This window comes from Daejeonella oryzae DSM 19973 (assembly GCF_000422945.1).
GTDB classification, from domain to species: Bacteria; Bacteroidota; Bacteroidia; order Sphingobacteriales; family Sphingobacteriaceae; genus Daejeonella; species Daejeonella oryzae.
The window spans coordinates 689,529-707,620 of the sequence record NZ_AUHA01000003.1 but is presented as its reverse complement, the minus strand read 5'-3'; the positions used below and the strand labels follow the sequence as shown (position 1 = coordinate 707,620).

At 37.9% G+C, this 18,092-nt stretch carries 13 protein-coding genes, 1 tRNA gene and 1 pseudogene; 6 read left to right on the top strand and 9 right to left on the bottom strand.

All coding sequences use genetic code 11. The features are described 5' to 3' along the window. Positions 1–12: 12 nt before the first annotated feature. From bioB to G521_RS18365, 6 genes and pseudogenes are all read left to right on the top strand, one after another. Entirely contained in the window at positions 13–966 is a 954-nt protein-coding gene (bioB, locus tag G521_RS0110695) for a biotin synthase BioB (protein WP_026898538.1), read from the top strand. After that, on the top strand, positions 950–2,098 hold the full coding sequence (locus G521_RS0110690; RefSeq protein WP_026898537.1) for an aminotransferase class I/II-fold pyridoxal phosphate-dependent enzyme: 1,149 nt from the start codon (positions 950–952) through the stop codon (positions 2,096–2,098). The genes bioB and G521_RS0110690 overlap by 17 nt, the downstream gene beginning before the upstream one ends. Further along, the gene (bioD, locus tag G521_RS0110685; RefSeq protein ID WP_026898536.1) at positions 2,095–2,724 is read left to right on the top strand and encodes a dethiobiotin synthase; all 630 of its coding nucleotides are present in this window, start codon (positions 2,095–2,097) and stop codon (positions 2,722–2,724) included. Before G521_RS0110690 ends, bioD begins: the two co-directional genes overlap by 4 nt. Beyond that, a complete protein-coding gene (gene bioA / locus G521_RS0110680) occupies positions 2,721–3,989 on the top strand; it encodes an adenosylmethionine--8-amino-7-oxononanoate transaminase (protein WP_026898535.1) in 1,269 nt (422 codons plus the stop codon). Before bioD ends, bioA begins: the two co-directional genes overlap by 4 nt. A 432-nt stretch (positions 3,990–4,421) precedes the next feature. After that, the gene (locus G521_RS18145; RefSeq protein ID WP_155975755.1) at positions 4,422–4,580 is read left to right on the top strand and encodes a hypothetical protein; all 159 of its coding nucleotides are present in this window, start codon (positions 4,422–4,424) and stop codon (positions 4,578–4,580) included. Positions 4,581–4,585: 5 nt separating this feature from the next. Further along, positions 4,586–5,368 (top strand): annotated as a pseudogene (locus G521_RS18365) (recombinase family protein); the annotation flags it as partial. 748 nt (positions 5,369–6,116) lie between these two features. Here the strand turns inward: G521_RS18365 and G521_RS0110670 are convergent. The 9 genes from G521_RS0110670 to G521_RS0110630 all read right to left on the bottom strand — a co-directional run bounded on the left by G521_RS0110670 (position 6,117) and on the right by G521_RS0110630 (position 17,451). Then, positions 6,117–6,190: transfer RNA gene (locus tag G521_RS0110670), tRNA-Arg, on the bottom strand. Positions 6,191–6,304: 114 nt separating this feature from the next. Beyond that, positions 6,305–6,727 (bottom strand): OsmC family protein, encoded by a 423-nt coding sequence (locus G521_RS0110665; RefSeq protein ID WP_051189670.1) that lies wholly within the window; start codon positions 6,725–6,727, stop codon positions 6,305–6,307. A gap of 78 nt (positions 6,728–6,805) precedes the next feature. Next, positions 6,806–7,348: a DinB family protein gene (locus tag G521_RS0110660; RefSeq protein WP_026898533.1), complete on the bottom strand. Its 543-nt coding sequence runs from the start codon at positions 7,346–7,348 to the stop codon at positions 6,806–6,808. 107 nt (positions 7,349–7,455) lie between these two features. Next, positions 7,456–8,700: a nucleoside recognition domain-containing protein gene (locus G521_RS0110655; RefSeq protein ID WP_026898532.1), complete on the bottom strand. Its 1,245-nt coding sequence runs from the start codon at positions 8,698–8,700 to the stop codon at positions 7,456–7,458. A gap of 34 nt (positions 8,701–8,734) precedes the next feature. Beyond that, positions 8,735–9,922, bottom strand: a complete 1,188-nt coding sequence (locus G521_RS0110650) for a M14 family metallopeptidase (protein ID WP_026898531.1) — start codon at positions 9,920–9,922, stop codon at positions 8,735–8,737. A 28-nt stretch (positions 9,923–9,950) separates the two neighbouring features. Further along, positions 9,951–12,788: a S9 family peptidase gene (locus G521_RS0110645; RefSeq protein ID WP_036678875.1), complete on the bottom strand. Its 2,838-nt coding sequence runs from the start codon at positions 12,786–12,788 to the stop codon at positions 9,951–9,953. 68 nt (positions 12,789–12,856) lie between these two features. After that, entirely contained in the window at positions 12,857–13,810 is a 954-nt protein-coding gene (locus G521_RS0110640) for a metallophosphoesterase family protein (RefSeq protein WP_026898529.1), read from the bottom strand. A gap of 143 nt (positions 13,811–13,953) precedes the next feature. Then, positions 13,954–15,810 (bottom strand): membrane protein insertase YidC, encoded by a 1,857-nt coding sequence (yidC, locus tag G521_RS16980; protein WP_051189668.1) that lies wholly within the window; start codon positions 15,808–15,810, stop codon positions 13,954–13,956. 30 nt (positions 15,811–15,840) lie between these two features. Further along, entirely contained in the window at positions 15,841–17,451 is a 1,611-nt protein-coding gene (locus G521_RS0110630) for a CTP synthase (protein ID WP_026898528.1), read from the bottom strand. Between the last annotated feature and the right edge of the window lie 641 nt (positions 17,452–18,092).

Sequence of the window (18,092 nt, the reverse complement as noted above, 5' to 3'; positions counted from 1 at the left end):
TTCTTAAGCACTATGAATAAAGAAGAAATTTCCGAAATTTATAACCGACCGCTGCTGGATCTTATTTATGCTGCCGCGACAATTCATCGAAACAACAGTGATTACAGTGAAGTTCAGATTAGCAGTTTGATATCTATCAAGACCGGCGGCTGTTCAGAAGATTGTGCATATTGTCCACAGGCGGCACGTTATCATACCGGGGTGGAAGTTCATGCGATGATGAAAGTTGGCGAAGTGGTGGAACTCGCCCAAAAAGCAAAAAATGCCGGATCCTCACGTTTATGTATGGGAGCTGCCTGGCGTGAAGTAAGGAACAACCGAGATTTCGACAGGGTGATAGAAATGGTAACCGCAGTAAATGCTCTTGATATGGAAGTTTGCTGCACATTAGGTATGCTCACATTTGAGCAGGCAACTAAATTAAAAAAGGCAGGTCTGTACGCTTATAATCATAATCTGGATACATCCGAAGAGAATTACAGCAAGGTGATCACCACCAGGACATTTGATGACCGTTTACAGACATTGCATAATGTTCGTCGAGCGAATTTGACTGTCTGTTCAGGTGGAATCATTGGTTTGGGCGAAACAGAAGAAGACCGGATAGAAATGCTTCATACGCTTTGCAATTTGCCTCATCATCCAGAGTCGGTTCCAATCAATGCATTAGTGGCCATCAAAGGAACACCACTTGAAAATCAGCAACGGGTTTCTGTTTGGGAAATGGTGCGCATGATAGCAACAACCCGTATTATCATGCCAAAAACAGTTGTTCGCTTATCAGCCGGAAGGCTAGAAATGAGCATGGCCGAACAGGCATTGTGTTTTATGGCGGGTGCGAATTCTATTTTTGCAGGAGATAAATTATTGACAACTCCTAACCCTTCTTTTAACGATGATATGCAGATGTTTGAAATTCTCGGCTTAACAGCACGTAAAGCGTTCAAGAATGAGCCTGCCCATTAATACATATTTGCAGGATGATCTTAACAAACGTAAAGATCAAGCATTGTACCGCCAGTTACAGATCAATAAAGATCTGATTGATTTTTGTTCCAATGATTACTTAAGCTTTGCCCGATGCCCAAAAATAAAGCAGAAAGTCAAAGATTCCTTTAATGTAGCAGGAAGATTTTCGGGATCAACCGGTTCACGTTCAATATCTGGTAACACGGCCCAGGCCGAAGATCTTGAAAAAAGACTTGCCAGGTTTCATCGTGCCGAAGCGGCTTTGTTGTTTAATTCCGGTTATGATGCAAATCTTGGCTTGTTCTCTTGTATCGCAAAAAAAGATGACTTTCTGGTTTGTGATGAGTTGATCCATGCCAGTATTATCGATGGCGGCAGATTAAGTTATGCCAGCAGGTTGCGTTTTGCACACAATGATGCTTACGATCTAGAGAAGAAGCTTCAACATGCCTCTGGCAAGATCCAGAACGGGCAGATATTTGTGGCTGTGGAATCTGTGTATTCCATGGATGGCGACATTGCCCCGCTTAAACTGATCTCTGATCTTTGCAAAGAATATAAAGCAAATCTGATTGTTGATGAAGCTCACGCCACCGGCGTTTTCGGGAGACAGGGGAGAGGTTTGGTATCAGAATTGGGTTTGGAAGCGGAGGTATTTGCAAGAATCCATACGTTTGGCAAAGCCATCGGTTGTCATGGTGCAGTTGTTGTTGGAACTGAAGTTCTCCGTAACTATCTAATCAATTTCTCGCGAAGTTTTATTTTTACTACCGCATTGTCATCCCACTCATTAACGGCAATAGAAAGTGCTTATGATCAATTATTGTCAGAAAAGTTTGATAACAGTTACCTGCATGAGCTCATTTGTCATTTTAAAAGTGATTTTTTTATACATCCTGATTTTTATCTTATAGAAAGCACCAGTCCGGTACAGAGCCTGATCATTCCCGGCAATGAACGTGCCCGCAGCATTTCATTGGCTCTGCAAGCCTGGGGTTTTGATGTGAGAGCTATACTCAGTCCGTCGGTTCCAGTGGGTAAAGAACGTTTACGGATCAGCTTGCACATGCACAATAGTTTAAAAGAGGTTGATAATTTAAAAAATACATTGAACGAGATTTTAGCATGAAGTATTTTGTAGTAGCTGGAATAGGAACTGAAATCGGTAAAACGTTTATCTCATCTATTTTGGTTGAAGCTTTGGAAGCCGATTACTGGAAACCGATACAGGCCGGAAATCTTGATTGTACAGATACCGATTTTATAAAGCACCATATCAGCAATAAAAAAACCGTTTGCCATCCGGAGGCTTACCGCTTATCAGCTCCAATGTCACCTCATGCGGCAGCAGAAGCAGAAGGAATTTTGATTGAATTGGAAAAACTTGAAGTTCCTCAAACCAAGAAAAGCCTGATTATAGAACTTGCAGGAGGTTTAATGGTGCCATTAAACAACAATCAACTTAATATAGATTTATTACAGCAGTGGCGATTGCCGCTTATCCTTGTTTCAGAGAATTATTTGGGCAGTATCAATCACACCTTGTTATCTGTTGAGGTATTAAAAAGCAAAGGTATCCATTGCATTGGTATCATTTTCAACGGCAATCCAAATCCAGCTTCTGAAGAATTTATTATGAATTATACCGGGATGCCTTGTCTGGCCAATATTGGTAAACAAACAATGATCAACAAAGATACGGTGAGCCGACTTACTCAGGAATTAAAAGCGGGATTAAAAAGTATTTTAACATGAGACTTTCAGAAAGAGACCAGCAAGTAATCTGGCACCCATATACGCAAGCCCAACTAAGCGGCGCACCAATAGCAATTGTACGGGGTGAAGGGGTCAATTTGTTTGACGATACTGGGAACAAATATCTTGACGCCGTTTCGTCTTGGTGGGTAAACCTCCACGGGCATTCACACCCCTATATGTCTCAGAAAATCAGCGAACAGTTACATACGTTGGAGCATGTGATATTTGCCGGTTTTACCCATCAACCAGCCATTGAACTTGCCGAACGTCTCCTCAGCATCCTGCCCTCAAATCAAAACCGGGTGTTTTATTCCGATAACGGTTCTACGGCTACGGAAGTAGCCATAAAAATGGCTATTCAATACTGGTGGAATAAAGGTATTACCAAAACTAAAATCATTGCTTTTGAACATGCTTATCATGGGGACACCTTTGGGGCTATGTCGGCCAGTGCCAGAGGCAGCTTTACCGACGCTTTTTCAGAACTACTTTTTGAAGTTATCCATATTCCATTACCATTAAAGGGACATGAAAATCTTACAATCAGTATTTTGCAAAAAGAAATCAGCGAAAGCGGGAATACAATTGCCGCATTCATCTTTGAGCCCTTGGTTCTTGGGGCTGGCGGAATGCTCATGTATGAAGCGGAAGTTCTTGACCAGCTTCTTGAAATCTGTTCAGAAAATTCTATTCTTGCTATAGCCGATGAAGTAATGACAGGTTTTGGAAGGACCGGAAAGAATTTTGCATGCGGTCACCTGACCCGAAAGCCGGATATTATTTGTTTATCTAAAGGCATTACAGGCGGTACAATGGCTTTTGGTGCAACCACCTGCACCGCTGAAATCTATGCTGCTTTTTTATCTGATGATCGATCTAAAACCTTTTTTCACGGACATTCCTATACTGCAAATCCCGTTGCATGTTCAGCAGCATTAGCCAGTTTTGACTTGTTAATTAAAGAAGAATGCCAGCAGAACATTCAGAGGATTGCCTCGAGCCATGTTGATTTTGTTACGAGAAATCAGGGCCACAAAATTCTAAAGAACCTTCGAAGCACAGGGACCATACTGGCTATGGATATTGAAACGGTAGAGCAAAACTCTTATTTTCATTCACTTAGTACCCGCCTTTATACATATTTTATTGATCAAGGCATTATTCTTCGCCCATTAGGAAATACCATTTACCTAATGCCGCCTTACTGCATTAACGATCAGGAGCTATCAAGGGTTTATGCTGCGATGGAGTCGTTTATTTAGAGACAGGCTCTGTAAAAAAAAGTCTGGTTATAAATAGATAATACATAATTTTCTTTTAATAATGTTCTGCCAAAATATGTTTTGGTAGGATCTGTGTGGGTTGGGGATTTTTGACAGATTCTTCAAAAAATGCTCAGCATTTTAAAATAATATCAGGTTTACATAAACCTGACTTGCCAGGAATTTGCTTTTTATTTGTTGGTTCATATAAATTTCTGGGTAGTATTTAATCCTCCATAGGTTGCAACTATTCCATTATAAACATAATTCCACTAAACCAAAGTATAGTTGTTCTGCGCTTTACAGTAAGGTCTGTAGAATCCTGGTAATTAATCGTTAAATAATCTATAACTAAATATACAACAGTCCTTTGATGGTGTTAAAAGTAACTTGTTAAATAAACCAGTTTTGTTTCTTTTTTAAAGAAAAGAGATGAAAATGATAAATGAAAAAAGAACAGTTACACCTGAAAAAGCTATGGAAATTTTGAAAAACCATGGAACAATAGTGACATTGAAAGATGCAGAATATATTTTAAGTATTATGTATAAATTTGCTAAATTAGCTGTTAATCAATACGTTAAAAAATAGTAAATATGAAAATCGCTGATTTATATATTCGTGTAAGCACTGAAGAGCAGGCTGATAAAGGATATTCTCAAAGGGACCAAAAGGATGTACTGACTAAATATTGTGAGATAAATTCTATAATAGTTCGAGATATTATTTTTGAAGATCATTCAGCAAAAACCTTTCAAAGGCCTCAATGGATAAAATTTCTTACCCAACTAAAAAAACATAAAGGTAAATCGCAATTATTGCTATTTACAAAATGGGATAGATTTAGCAGAAATGCCAGCGACGCATATCAAATGATAAGCATTCTTCGTAAAAACGGAGTGGAACCGCAGGCGATTGAACAACCCCTGAATTTGAACATTCCGGAAAATAAAATGATGCTTGCTGTTTATCTTACTGCACCTGAAATAGAAAATGATAGAAGAGCGCTGAATGTTAAGCATGGGATGCGGCAGGCAAAAAAGGAAGGACGCTGGATGGGGACCGCTCCTCCTGGTTATATAAATAAGGTTAATGAAGATGGTAAAAAATATATAGCTATTTCTGAACCTCAGGCCACTTACATCAAGTGGGCATTTAAAAAAATAGTCGATGGGCCTTATTGCACAAAAGAGGTTTGGAAAATGGCTAGAGAGCAGGGATTATCGTGTAGTTTAAACAGCTTTTGGAATGCATTACGAAACGTTTGTTATTATGGAAAGATAAAAATATCAGCATACAATAATGAGGAGTCTTATTTAGTACAAGGAACGCATGAACCTTTAATTTCGGAATCATTATTTTATGATATTCAGGATTTATTGAATGGCAGACAAAGAGGCCAGGTTCAAAAAGGTATTGCTATTGTTTCACATGATAGATTACCTTTGAGGGGCTTTTTAAAGTGTCCAAAATGTAATCGCGTTCTTACAGGGAGCGCTTCGAAAGGACGTAATCAATATTATTATTACTACCACTGTCTTTCTGTTTGTGGGTGGAGGCTACAAGCAGAAAAAGTAAACACAGCTTTTGTTCTTGAGCTAAAAAAATTTATTCCCAGGCCTGGAATATCTGAACTTTATAAAGAAGTAATTATTGACCTTTTTAAAGATGATAGAAGTTATCAGCAGGAGGAACGTAAGCGGTTGATATCAAAGATTACCGAAAATAATAACCGGATTACTAAAGCCAGAGAATTGCTTTTGAGAGAAGCCATTGAACCTATAGATTACAAGTCCATCAGAAAAGAAGCAGAGGAAACGATATTAAAATTTGAAGCTAAATTAAATGATTTAATCAATCAAGGGAAGGAAACTATTGAAATAGATGAACTCTCTAATAAAGCTTTAGAAAAGCTTGAAAACCTTGATTTATTGTACCTTAATGCAGATAATGGAGCTAAACGTGATATAATTGGTTCGATATTTACTGAAAAATGGAGTTATGACGGAACACAACATCGAACCAATAAAATCAATGAAGCAGCCCTTCTTATCTATCAGATAAACAGACAGTTAGATGCAAAAAAAATCCGAATTAGAACGAAGAATCGTAACCAATCCGGATTTGTACACCCAATAGGATTCGAACCTATGACCTACGGTTTAGAAAACCGTTGCTCTATCCAGCTGAGCTATGGGTGCATCAACGGCACAAAAGTATAAAAACATCGTTAAACCGCAAATACAAGCAACATATTTTACACACTATTATTTAATTGTTTTACTGTCAGTATGTTAAAGTTGAATAATGGCAGGTTAATCTAAAATATTTGTACTTATTACAATGGGGTTAGTCATAACTTTATGCAAAGGACACTTGTCTGCTATATCCAATAACCTGCTTTTTTGTTCTTCTGTAATGTCTCCTTCAAAATGAATGTGTCTTTTAATGAACGTAGTTTGCTGTAATTCGCTTTTTACTACGTCTAAATATAGTTCGACCCGTATCTTATCAATTGGCCAGTTTTTTCTGTCAGCATACATTCTTAATGTAATGGAGGTGCAGCTTCCTAAACTGGCAAGTAATAATAGTGTTGGATTAATACCTTCATTTTTACCGCCCAATTCAACAGGTTCATCAGAGATTATTACATGGCCATCGGCATGTATTTCTGTACGATAATGATCTTTACCTGTTTCAACAATAGCACATGCAGCACCTGCACAATGATCAACCATAATTTAATTATATAATAGTGTAAAATAATAAAGCCATCTCAATTAATTGAAATGGCTCCCCAAAAAAAGCAACCGAATTTAACCTGCAAGCTCATCTACCTGACTCTGGTACCTGGGAAGATTAATAACCTTATCCTGGTATTGGTTCCCGAAGGACCAAAAGCTACCTGCAGATTTAAAGATTTTAAAAAGTTGATTGGATTCATGTAATAAGAAAAACTCTATCCACTGGGTGAGATTCATTTTTCCAAGAATGGCATGTGTGCCGAAACGTCCGAATTGTTCGCTGCTTAATTTGCTGATTATTTGAATCATTTCATCCCGTACACGGTATATTTCATGAAGTAATGATCCACTGGTTTTAGCAGCAGTAAAGCAAAATTCTGAATCATCCTCGGGACTGTAAATCTCAAAAAAGGGATTAACTTCCTGAGATATTTTCTTTAAGCGGCTTAAAAAAATATACTGATACCGGCACAAATAAGCTATGCTTTCGTGAATTGAAAATTTCTCTTCCGAAAAACGTGAATAAATTGCTTCCGGAGGAAGTCCGTCGATATAATATTTAATAATCTTATACTGAGATGAAAATCGCAAAATGGTTGGAGCAGGAATTTCCATATTAATTGGGTTAGGTCATACTATAACGTGATAATCAGGCCAATGTTTGATGTGCTAAAACATTAAGAATAATATTGCATTCGTATAAAGATATAGTATTGATCCTGTTATTTTATGGTGTGACCAAAAAACATATACGCTAAAATAATAGCAGCAATTAAGCCCACCATATCAGCAATAAGACCACAGATTAATGCATAACGGGGTTTTTTAATACCAACAGAACCGAAATATACAGCCAGAACATAAAATGTGGTTTCTGTAGATCCCTGAATAATACTGGCAAGCCGTCCCTGAAAGGAATCTGCACCATATGTTTTCATTACGTCCACCATTAAACCACGGGCTCCGCCGCCGCTTAAAGTTTTCATTAATCCAACAGGCAAGGCGGGAACAAAGGCGGTATCCAGCCCGCATAAAGCTGCCAGTGCTCCAATTGCGTTCACTATATAATCCATGCAGCCTGTAGTTCTGAAAGCACTTATAGCAACCAGTATAGCTATCAGAAAAGGAATGATCATAATGGAGGTAGAAAAGCCTTCTTTGGCTCCATCAATAAATGCTTCGTATACGTTGATCTTTTTAGAAGCTCCGAATGCTATAAACAAAGCGATTATTGAGAATATGATTACTCCTCCGATTAAGCCGGCAAATACCTGTATCTGATCCGGGGGAAGATTGCCCAACCAGAAATACAAACCGGCCATCATGGCCAGAAAGCTTCCAAAAAATATAAGAATGGGTAATTTGAATAAATTGATCTTTTGAAAAAATGCTACTGCAATCATTCCGGATGTAAATGAAATGAAAGTACCTATCAGAGATGGGATAAAAATATCAGCCGGATTGGCTGCTCCATTGGCCATCCGCAAGGCAATAACAGATGTAGGAATCAGCGTAAGACCGGCGGTATTAAGAACCAGAAACATAATCTGGGCATTACTGGCGGTGTCTTTCACAGGATTTAATTCCTGCAGTTCTTTCATAGCTTTAAGACCTACCGGGGTAGCGGCATTATCCAATCCAAGCATATTTGCCGAAAAGTTCATTATTACAGAACCGTTGGCGGGATGATTTTTTGGAACTCCGGGAAAAAGTCTGCTGAAGAATGGACCCACGCCACGGGCGAATAAACTGATCATTCCGGCTTTTTCACCCACTTTCATAATACCAAGCCAGAAGGTCATGATACCAACCAGACCTAATGAGATTTCTGCGCCTGTTTTGGCGCTATCGAACATGCCGTTTACGACTGCAATAAAAATACCGGTATCTCCGAAAAAAATTAATTTTATAAGTGCAACAACAAAGGCAATAAGAAAAAAAGCAATCCAAACGTAATTAAGGGCCATATATGAAAACTGATGGAATTAAGAATCGCTGAATTTAGAAGTTTTTGTCAGTAATCCGGCCATTCTCGATGCATAAAATTGTAGTCATGCCGTCCCGGATTACAAAATCTGCATTTTGTCCGCAGATTAATGGCTTAATTAACGTGATCTGTAGTCCGCTTGCATCCATCATCTCGTAACCATTAAAGCCCTCCAGATCACCCATGTCTTCCACGACATAGGTATAAGTAACTGATTTTAAATCTTCGGCAATTTCTTCAATTGCTATTAATCCGATATCTGCAGTATAATGAATGTTACTTTGTGTTAGTAAGCAATTTTTTATAAGGGTTTGAAAATGCAGCTTCTCATTCTCAGGTATTGAAAAATAAGATGATGTTATATTATTGAAATTGTTGTTTGCGGCAATGACTTCCAGTCCTTTTAAAATGGCTTTGAAAAATATTTTCCGGATGAATTGTTTCTCTGAATCATCAGCGTATCCGCCCGCTTCAATTAAAATGGTACTGGTTCCCAGAGCCTGAAAATTATCTCCAAATGCCCGGGGTTCATATTCATCATTAAAACGGCCTACATGACCAGGAATGATTTTTTGCAGCTCTTCATTAATCAGCGTGATTACGTTCATCGCTTTTAAGCGGGTATCGTTTACAGTCAGTTCAGCATCAAAAGCAGGTGCCAGAACGGAAATTGTTGCCGGATTTCCACTTTTTCCTGCCGACCAAATAGTGCTCTGATCATGCAAATTAAAGCCAAAATGTGGATTTATCTGATCACGGGTTTCAGCTAAAATAATGGCTTCCGGTGATTGCCTTTTGTTGAAATCCCGGTTAATGTCAATTCCCTGGGCATTGCGGCGGGTAAAATATTCTGCTCCATCCGGATTAACCATTGGCAGAATGTATAATGTGCAGTTGTTAGATATAGAATTTCTCAATTCACCCTGTTCATCATCTGCCTCCAGGAAGTTGAAGAGATCAAACAAAGCCATGGTCGCTGTGGCCTCATCTCCATGCATCTGGCTCCACAAAAATATTCGTGTTGCACCTTTTCCATATTTTACCAGATGAATGGCTCTTCCTTCTGCAGAATGTCCGATCTGTGTTAAGATAAACTTTTCAGAGTTTAGGTTATTCAGCAGAATCTGTACTTCCGTATGTTTAAAAAAACGGTTACTGATACTATGTTCCTGGTATTTCTGAATGTCTTTTAATAAATCCATTTCTGACAGGTTTATGTAAACTCAGATATTAATTAACCGAAGCTGGTATTTCAAAACCCCAATTCTTACCTTTTTCGGTGGCCGGAACTCCTTTTTCCATCCAGGCAGGAGCAGGCTTGCCTTTCAGGTAATGATCAAAAAATTGTTGTTCGCGAATCTGAATATCTTTTCTGTTTTGGCGTAAAACAAGGTTATGAGCTTCATTATTATAATTCAGCATCCAAACCGGTTTTCCTAATCGGCGCAGGCCGGTAAACATTTCTATTCCCTGATACCAGGGCACAGCTCCATCGGCATCATTTGCCATTATAACCACCGGGGTATTTACTTTCGGAAAGTGAAATAAAGGAGAATTCTCGATATACAATTCAGGTTTTTCCCAGAGTGTAGCGCCTATCCGGCTCTGGGTGCGTTCATATTGAAACTGCCTGTTCATGCCACTTTCCCAGCGGATGCCACCGTATGCCGAAGTCATGTTTACAACCGGAGCTCCGGCCCATGCAGCCGCGTACATATTTGTGCGAGTAATTAAATGTGCAACCTGATAACCTCCCCAGCTTTGTCCCTGGATGCCAATTTTTGTTCCGTCGACCCACGTATTTTTCTTTAATTCTTCCACTCCGGAATTAATAAATTCTTCGGCTGATTTTCCCGGATATCCTGCTTCATAACTAATATCCGGTGCAAAAACCAAATAGCCGTTACTTACGAAAAATGAAATATTTAACCGGGACGGAGTAGGAGCCGGGGCATGGTAGTTATATAATCCGTCAGATAATTTCTCGTAAAAGTAAACGATCATTGGATATTTTTTCGTTGGATCAAAATTTTCGGGTTTATATAAAATGCCTTCTGACTTATAGCCTTTGGGTGTATTCCATTTAACCAGTTCTGCTGTACCCCAGTTATAATTGCTTTGCTGCTGGTTTATTGAGCTTAACTTAACTTCCTGCTTAAATCCATTTGAAACGTACAGATCTGGTGAAGCTGTGTAGTTTGATTTTTCATAAACAAGAATATCAGCATCCTTAGCTTTTTCCGGCCGGGAATAACTGTAACCCGTCATGACCAGTAATTGAGGATTTTTGGAATTTGATATATTCTTTTTATACCAGCCGTGTTTTTTACTAATATTATCAAAGGCTTGCAGATAAATGGCTTGCCTGCTGTCGATAAATTTTTCCTTGGGATCTAAGGTGGTATATCGAAAAGTTATTTTCTGTTCGCGGCCAATTCCGTTGGTTAAATTAATACTTCGGCCGTTTGCAGGATCAAAACTCCAGATATCATAACGGTCATAAATCAATACATTTTTGTCGTCCTTTGTCCAGGTTGCAACTCCGTAAGGGTACGGTTCATCAGGAACATCATTTTCTTCATTATAAAATTGAATATTGAGCCCGGTATTTAACTGGATCTGTTTTTTTTCTGATATTGAGTAGGCATACCAGTTTTTATCTATCCGGTTATACCAGGCTACATAATTTCCTTTTGGCGAAATACTGGAATTACCACGAACATTTTCAGCAATCATTTTTCGGCTTCCATCAATTGTTGAAACCACGTAAATATTCTGTAAAGTTCCACCAGTCCATTGCATTTCTATTCGGTTCCCAAAATCGGTTTCGGCCATGGCATATTCTGCATTTCCCTCGTCAGCAATTTGAATATCCGGCAATTTCTCATCCCCTAACTGAATGATTTTTTTTGAACCTGCTTTAGGATAAAGCACTGCCAGGTAGTTTCTTTTAAGATTTTTCTCCAGATTTTTAAGCTGCATAGGTTGCAGATAATCATCTTTATAATTCCACACATCAACCTTAGCTACCTCGAAATCAACAATAGTGGTGTCTTTGGGCAATTGAATGGGAGCAGTTCCAAAATAAAGTTTCTGACCGTTTTTACTGAAATAGACTTTCCCATCTCCGCTTACGCTCCAGTTAAGAGGAATGCCTTCAGTTTTTTGATCTGCAATAATGGTTGCGCTATCCTGCAAAGCAGTAAAATAATACAGCTTATAAAATTTCTGCAAGGTTTTTTCGGGTGCCTTTTCTGATAAAAAAGCAAGCTGATCTCCGTCCTCATCAAAAGCAAGGTTTTTGTACTGACCTTTGCCCGAGCTTATTTTTAAGAGTTTTTCTTCAGCAATATCATAGAAATATAAACCGGGTTTATTAACGCTGTCTTTTTTTGAACCTGTACTTACAAACGCCAGGTTTTTTCCATTTTTACTGATAGAATAATCTGTTACATAGTTAAAGATTCGCTCAGTTCCGGTGTTTAAATTTCGCAGAACCAGCTCGGTACCATCTTTTTGTTTTGAAGCCGCAGGTTCTTCATCCGCAAAAAAATAATCATCATCTTTTTTAGCTGCTCCTGATTTTTTGGAAATAGAATCCGCGATTGAAATATCCTTTAAATAAACAATATACTCTGATGAATTCTCAGGAATTAAATAGGATTTAATTCGGGGAGCCTTCCAAACATTAGTACTACCTAATGATAAAATTCCGAGACTGTCTTTTGGCATATCATCGGCTTTTTTCTTTTTAATTTTAGCCTGACGGGTATCCTTAAAAAAAGGCTTGATCATAAATACCGCATATTTCGAATTCTGGGTGAATTCTGCTGAGTTTACCCGGGGAATCTGTACCGATGACTTGGATTTTAAATTGGTAATACGCAGTAAAGCGTCACCCTCCTGAGGAGTAACTGAGTACAAAACCCAATGTCCGTTATTACTTATCCGTTCTGAAGATATACTTTGCCAGGAATCGTAAACAGAATGATCAAGAGGTTTTTTTGACTGTGAATTAGCTGTCAGGTTTACAGAAATGAATAGAACAACAAATAAAAAGCAGCGCATATTTTAAGCATTTTGTGGATTTAAAGATGCTTAAATAATAGCAGGATATAAAAATTAAAGCAGGATTATTACAAACCGTCTTTTCTCCAGTCGTATTCAATCAGGTTTGATTCCATACTACCATCTTCAAACAGATCTATGAGCGCATATGCGGGAGCAAAATTATTTAACGAACCTTTCCACCAGTTTCCGGAAGCGGCACCATTGCACAGATAGGTTACATTCTGAAACTTAACAGAATCAGCATAATGGGTATGACCGCTAAGGGCCAGGCGAACATTCGGGTGTTCAAAAAATAGATTCTTTAAAATCAGGCTGTCGCGATGCATTTCAGAAGCCGGGAATTTGTACTCTTCGGGTGATTCTCTGCTTTCCATCATATACATTAAAGATGCTACAGATAAAATGGGTACATGGCTAAGTATACAAACTGGTTCAGATTTTTTAATACTTTTAAGCGTTTCTCTTAACCAGTTTAACTGTCTTTTATCCAGTTCATAATTAATATCACCAATACTGTCTAAAGCTATAAAGTGCCAGTTTTTTTGTTTGAAATGATAATATCTGGAGGGGAGATTTAATTGGGAAATAACCCAGTTTTTACGGTAATCAGGGCTGGATCTGAATTTCTCAACCATTCCTTCGGGAGCATACCAGTTATCATGATTGCCGATTACGCTGAAAACAGGGAGTTTATTTTCGAGCTGATTGATTTTATTCCAGCTTTGCCAGCACGAGGCCACATACGAATCTGTTTTTCTGTTTGCTTCATATACAGTATCTCCGGTATTAATTATAAAGTCGGCAGCATCAACGAGTGAATTGATTTCTCTGAAAAGATTTCTTAAGCCGGTTTCTGCAACCGGGTCATTTTTAATATGAACATCAGTGATATGAGCTATGCGAAGAACCCTTTTTTTATCCGCAGTAGGTAAAGTTGCTGAACTGAGCAGCGGAGCTGCAATTCCGGCTACTGCACCTATAATTCCCTGCTGTAAAAATTTTCGCCGCTGTTTATTCATCCTTAAAACTGAACGAAAATAGAAATTTAAAGTTCAATTTATTTTTTTGGGAACATTTAGTGAGGTTTTGTAATTTTTAAAAAGTTTCCCGCAAAAAAAAAGCGACTCGCTAAGAGTCGCTTTTAAAAAAAATGGTTTGACTTTTATTTTTTCTTGCCGCCTGGCTTTACAGGGGCAATTTCATTTTTAGTTTTTTGCTGGTTTTGCATATAATCTTCCATACGCTTTTGGAAACCTGATTTCTTTTTATCTGAAACCGGTTTTTTCTTGTTTTCCTGAATGCGGGCATGAATCTTTTCGTCATTTACAAACTGACGGATTAGATATTGCTGCAGGAATGTAAGCATGTTAGCCAGGAAATAATAATAGTTTAATCCGGATGGATAGCTGTTTAATACCCCGAAGAAAATAATAGGAGTGATGTAACCGATATATTTCATCTGACCAGTAGCTCCGGAAACCTGGTTATTAAAGTATGTATAAATCAGGGTAGAGATCGTCATCAGAATACACATTAAACTGATGTGGTTTCCAAGAAACGGAAGTGTAAAACCAAGATTAAAAAATGCATCATACGTTGAAAGGTCATTCATCCATAAGAAACTCTCCTGACGTAACTCAAATAAGTTAGGGAAGAAAAAGAAGAATGCCATAATAATGGGCAATTGAAGCAACATGGGTAAACATCCTCCCAGTGGATTTACACCTGCTTTTTTGTACAGTTTTAAATATTCCTGCTGTAAAAGTGTAGGATTATCATCACCAACTTTAGCCTTGATTTCATCCATTTCGGGTTTTAAAACCTTCATTTTAGCCATCGAAAGATATGACTTGTATGTAAGCGGTAATAAAACGGTTTTAAGTAAAATGGTTAACACCAGAATAATTAATCCATAACCCCATCCAAAACCTTCCAGAAAGTTAAATACCGGAAGTACCACCCAGCGGTTAATGTATTTTAATGGCCAGTATCCTAAATCTATTTGTTTCTCAACATCATAACCTACGGCTTCTAAAGTGCTGATTTTATTCGGTCCGAAATAAAATTCCATTGGGAAATTCAAATCCTGATCCGTAAACGGAATCTGCATATTTGCTCTAAAACCTTTTACTACGTCTTTTTCTGTAGAAGTATTAATGGCTAGTAAACCATTACTGAATCCTTTTTTGGCTATCAGCACGTTTGAGAAGAAATGCTGCTTAAACGAGATCCACTGAATTTTGCCTTCTTTAATTTCTTTAGACTCAGATTCTGTAACACTAAGATGATCCACATCGCCATCAACCATCTTGTAATAAGCTGATGAAGTGCGCTGTTCGATGGCCATATCCTTTTCTTTCTGTTTAAGGATAGTTTCCCAGTTTAGCGTAATATTTTGCTGATCAGAAATAATTACATCCTGCATCCCTTTAGTGAGGATGCTTAAGCCAACATTATAACTGTCGCCCTTTAAAGAATATACATAATCGATGTATTTTTCAGGACCGTAATTCAAGCGCATGGTTAATGAGCCCGAATCAACTTTGGCAACCGAAAGGGAAGGAGCTGTTGAAGTAAAATACAACTCGTTGGTATTTATATTTTTTCCTGCAGAGCCAAATAGTAAACCAAATTTATTGGCTTCGCCTTCAAAAAGAATTACCGGTTTTTGATCAAAAGTTTTGAAGCTTTTTAATTCAACCGATGCTATTTTTCCGCCTTTAGGGCTGATGTTAACTTTAATCAGTTCGTTTTCTAAAACTACCGGCTGATTGTTTCCAGTTCTGGCGGATCCGAAAGGCCCGGCTAATAATGCAGAGTCAACAGTTATTGTTTTCGCAACAACAGCAGTATCAGCTGCTAAAGTTTTAACCGGTTTTTTGGTGCTTCCGGCATTGTTTATTGAATCCTGAACTAATTTTTCCCTGCTTATTTCCTGCTTTGAGGGTTGTAAAAAGTAGGTTGATCCTACCAGAATAATCAGGATCAGGAAGAGGCCTGTAAACGTATTTCTATCCATTTTTTATAAATCGTATTGCTTTAAATGCAATTACTTCTTTTTTGAGTGGGTTAAAGAAGCGGCGACAAAGTTAACAAAAAGTGGATGCGGATTATCAACTGTTGATTTTAATTCCGGATGGAATTGGCCAGCAACAAAAAACGCATGGTTTTTAAGTTCAATAATTTCCACCAAGTTGTTCTCAGGATTGATGCCTGATGCCATCATGCCGGCATTTTCAAATTGCTCTAAATAGCTGTTGTTGAATTCGTAACGGTGACGATGCCGTTCTGAAATATGACTTTTTCCATAAATGGCGGCCGCTTTACTTCCCTTTTTTAAATCGCAGCTATAAGCTCCCAAGCGCATAGTTCCGCCCTTATTTTTAATTTTCTTCTGATCTTCCATCATAGATATAACCGGATTCTTTGCATTTTCGTCCATTTCTGTACTTTGAGCATCTTCTAATCCGAGTACATTACGGGCAAATTCAACTACCGCACACTGCATTCCCAGACAGATTCCAAAAAATGGAATGTCGTTTTCGCGTACGTACTGAATTGCTTCGATCTTGCCTTCTATTCCGCGGCTTCCAAATCCGGGGGCAACCAAAACTCCGTTAAGTCCCTTAAATTTTTCAGCCACATTATCTGATGTAATACTTTCAGATTGAATACATTTAACTATAACCTTGCATTCATTTTTTGCACCTGCATGAATAAAAGATTCAGTTATAGATTTATAGGCATCGGGCAGTTCAACATATTTTCCAACCAATCCGATTTTCACTTCTGATGTAGGATTTTTTAATCTGCCCAAAAAACTTTTCCATTTATCCAGAAGCGGATCGCTTTTAAGCGGAAGTTTAAGTTTGGTTAATACAATTTTATCCAACTGCTCCTTTAGCATTAACAAAGGCACATCATAAATGGTAGAGGCATCTATAGATTCAATAACCGCATTGATGTTTACGTTGCAGAACAATGCTATTTTTTTGCGGATTTCCTGTGAAAGATGATGCTCTGTACGGCAAACTAAAATATCGGGCTGAATACCATATTCAAGCAACATTTTAACAGAGTGCTGAGTAGGCTTTGTTTTCAATTCGCCGGCAGCGGCCAGAAAAGGAATAAGGGTTAAATGGATAACCAATGAATTTCCGGAACCAAGTTCCCAGCGTAACTGACGAACAGCTTCGATATACGGCAATGATTCAATATCGCCTACGGTCCCCCCCAATTCGGTAATTACAATATCAAATTCACTACCTTCTCCCAATATTTGCATATTGCGTTTAATCTCATCTGTAATATGCGGAACAACCTGAACGGTTTTTCCTAAGTAAGCGCCCTCACGCTCTTTATTAATTACATTCTGATAAATACGGCCGGTGGTTATATTGTTGGCCTGCGATGTAGGAACATTTAAAAATCGTTCGTAATGGCCAAGATCCAGATCTGTTTCGGCACCATCTTCAGTTACATAACATTCACCATGTTCATAAGGATTTAAAGTACCCGGATCGATGTTAATGTAAGGGTCAAATTTTTGAATAGTTACGGAGTAACCGCGGGCCTGAAGTAATTTAGCAAGGGAAGCGGAAATAATACCTTTTCCTAACGACGAGGTAACGCCGCCCGTAACAAAAATGTATTTAGTCATGATATTTGAAGGATTTCTATTAGAATTTTTTACTTTTTTTCAGGATTATAAAGCCCTGATTTGATCAGTAAAAAACATCGTTTGTTCGGGATTCAAAAGTAGGAAATTTTTCCGGAAAGAGCCTTCTTGTTGAGAAAATAAAGATTTGTGGAAAAGATGAAATTGAAATTGAAAGGAATATAAATTTTAAAAGCCCCAAAAGGGGCCCTTAAAAAACTACACATTAAAATAGCATTCGCAACCTGCCTATAAATATAGACTCAAAACGAATGCTAAACTTTTAAAATTAAGGCAATGAATTATCGCAATACCTGAGTTATTAATAGTAGAAAAAATACTACAACAAATAGAAGATCCAGATACTTAAATAATCCTTTTCTTGCCGGTAATTTATAATTCCTGAGTAATGAATAGTTGAAAAGTTTTGTCATAGTGGTAGAGTAGAGTAACACTGTGCTTTCAAAGCAAATGCCAATATTTACCATAACTTATAGGTGCTGTGTAACATTTTAATGGCTAAATGTTTGAGTGTCATTTTTAGTTTAAAATGAATGATTTAGCGGAAATATTTTTGAGTTTCTGAGGTAATTATTATTTTTAGATGTTTGTCGGTTAGTTGAAAGTATAGGATATATGATTGG

Bases quoted from the DNA above. Each gene is read 5' to 3' on its own strand.
- bioB (WP_026898538.1), top strand. From the start codon at position 13: ATGAATAAAGAAGAAATTTCCGAAATTTATAACCGACCGCTGCTGGAT.
- G521_RS0110690 (WP_026898537.1), top strand. From the start codon at position 950: ATGAGCCTGCCCATTAATACATATTTGCAGGATGATCTTAACAAACGT.
- bioD (WP_026898536.1), top strand. From the start codon at position 2,095: ATGAAGTATTTTGTAGTAGCTGGAATAGGAACTGAAATCGGTAAAACG.
- bioA (WP_026898535.1), top strand. From the start codon at position 2,721: ATGAGACTTTCAGAAAGAGACCAGCAAGTAATCTGGCACCCATATACG.
- G521_RS18145 (WP_155975755.1), top strand. From the start codon at position 4,422: ATGAAAATGATAAATGAAAAAAGAACAGTTACACCTGAAAAAGCTATG.
- G521_RS0110665 (WP_051189670.1), bottom strand. From the start codon at position 6,727: ATGGTTGATCATTGTGCAGGTGCTGCATGTGCTATTGTTGAAACAGGT.
- G521_RS0110660 (WP_026898533.1), bottom strand. From the start codon at position 7,348: ATGGAAATTCCTGCTCCAACCATTTTGCGATTTTCATCTCAGTATAAG.
- G521_RS0110655 (WP_026898532.1), bottom strand. From the start codon at position 8,700: ATGGCCCTTAATTACGTTTGGATTGCTTTTTTTCTTATTGCCTTTGTT.
- G521_RS0110650 (WP_026898531.1), bottom strand. From the start codon at position 9,922: ATGGATTTATTAAAAGACATTCAGAAATACCAGGAACATAGTATCAGT.
- G521_RS0110645 (WP_036678875.1), bottom strand. From the start codon at position 12,788: ATGCGCTGCTTTTTATTTGTTGTTCTATTCATTTCTGTAAACCTGACA.
- G521_RS0110640 (WP_026898529.1), bottom strand. From the start codon at position 13,810: ATGAATAAACAGCGGCGAAAATTTTTACAGCAGGGAATTATAGGTGCA.
- yidC (WP_051189668.1), bottom strand. From the start codon at position 15,810: ATGGATAGAAATACGTTTACAGGCCTCTTCCTGATCCTGATTATTCTG.
- G521_RS0110630 (WP_026898528.1), bottom strand. From the start codon at position 17,451: ATGACTAAATACATTTTTGTTACGGGCGGCGTTACCTCGTCGTTAGGA.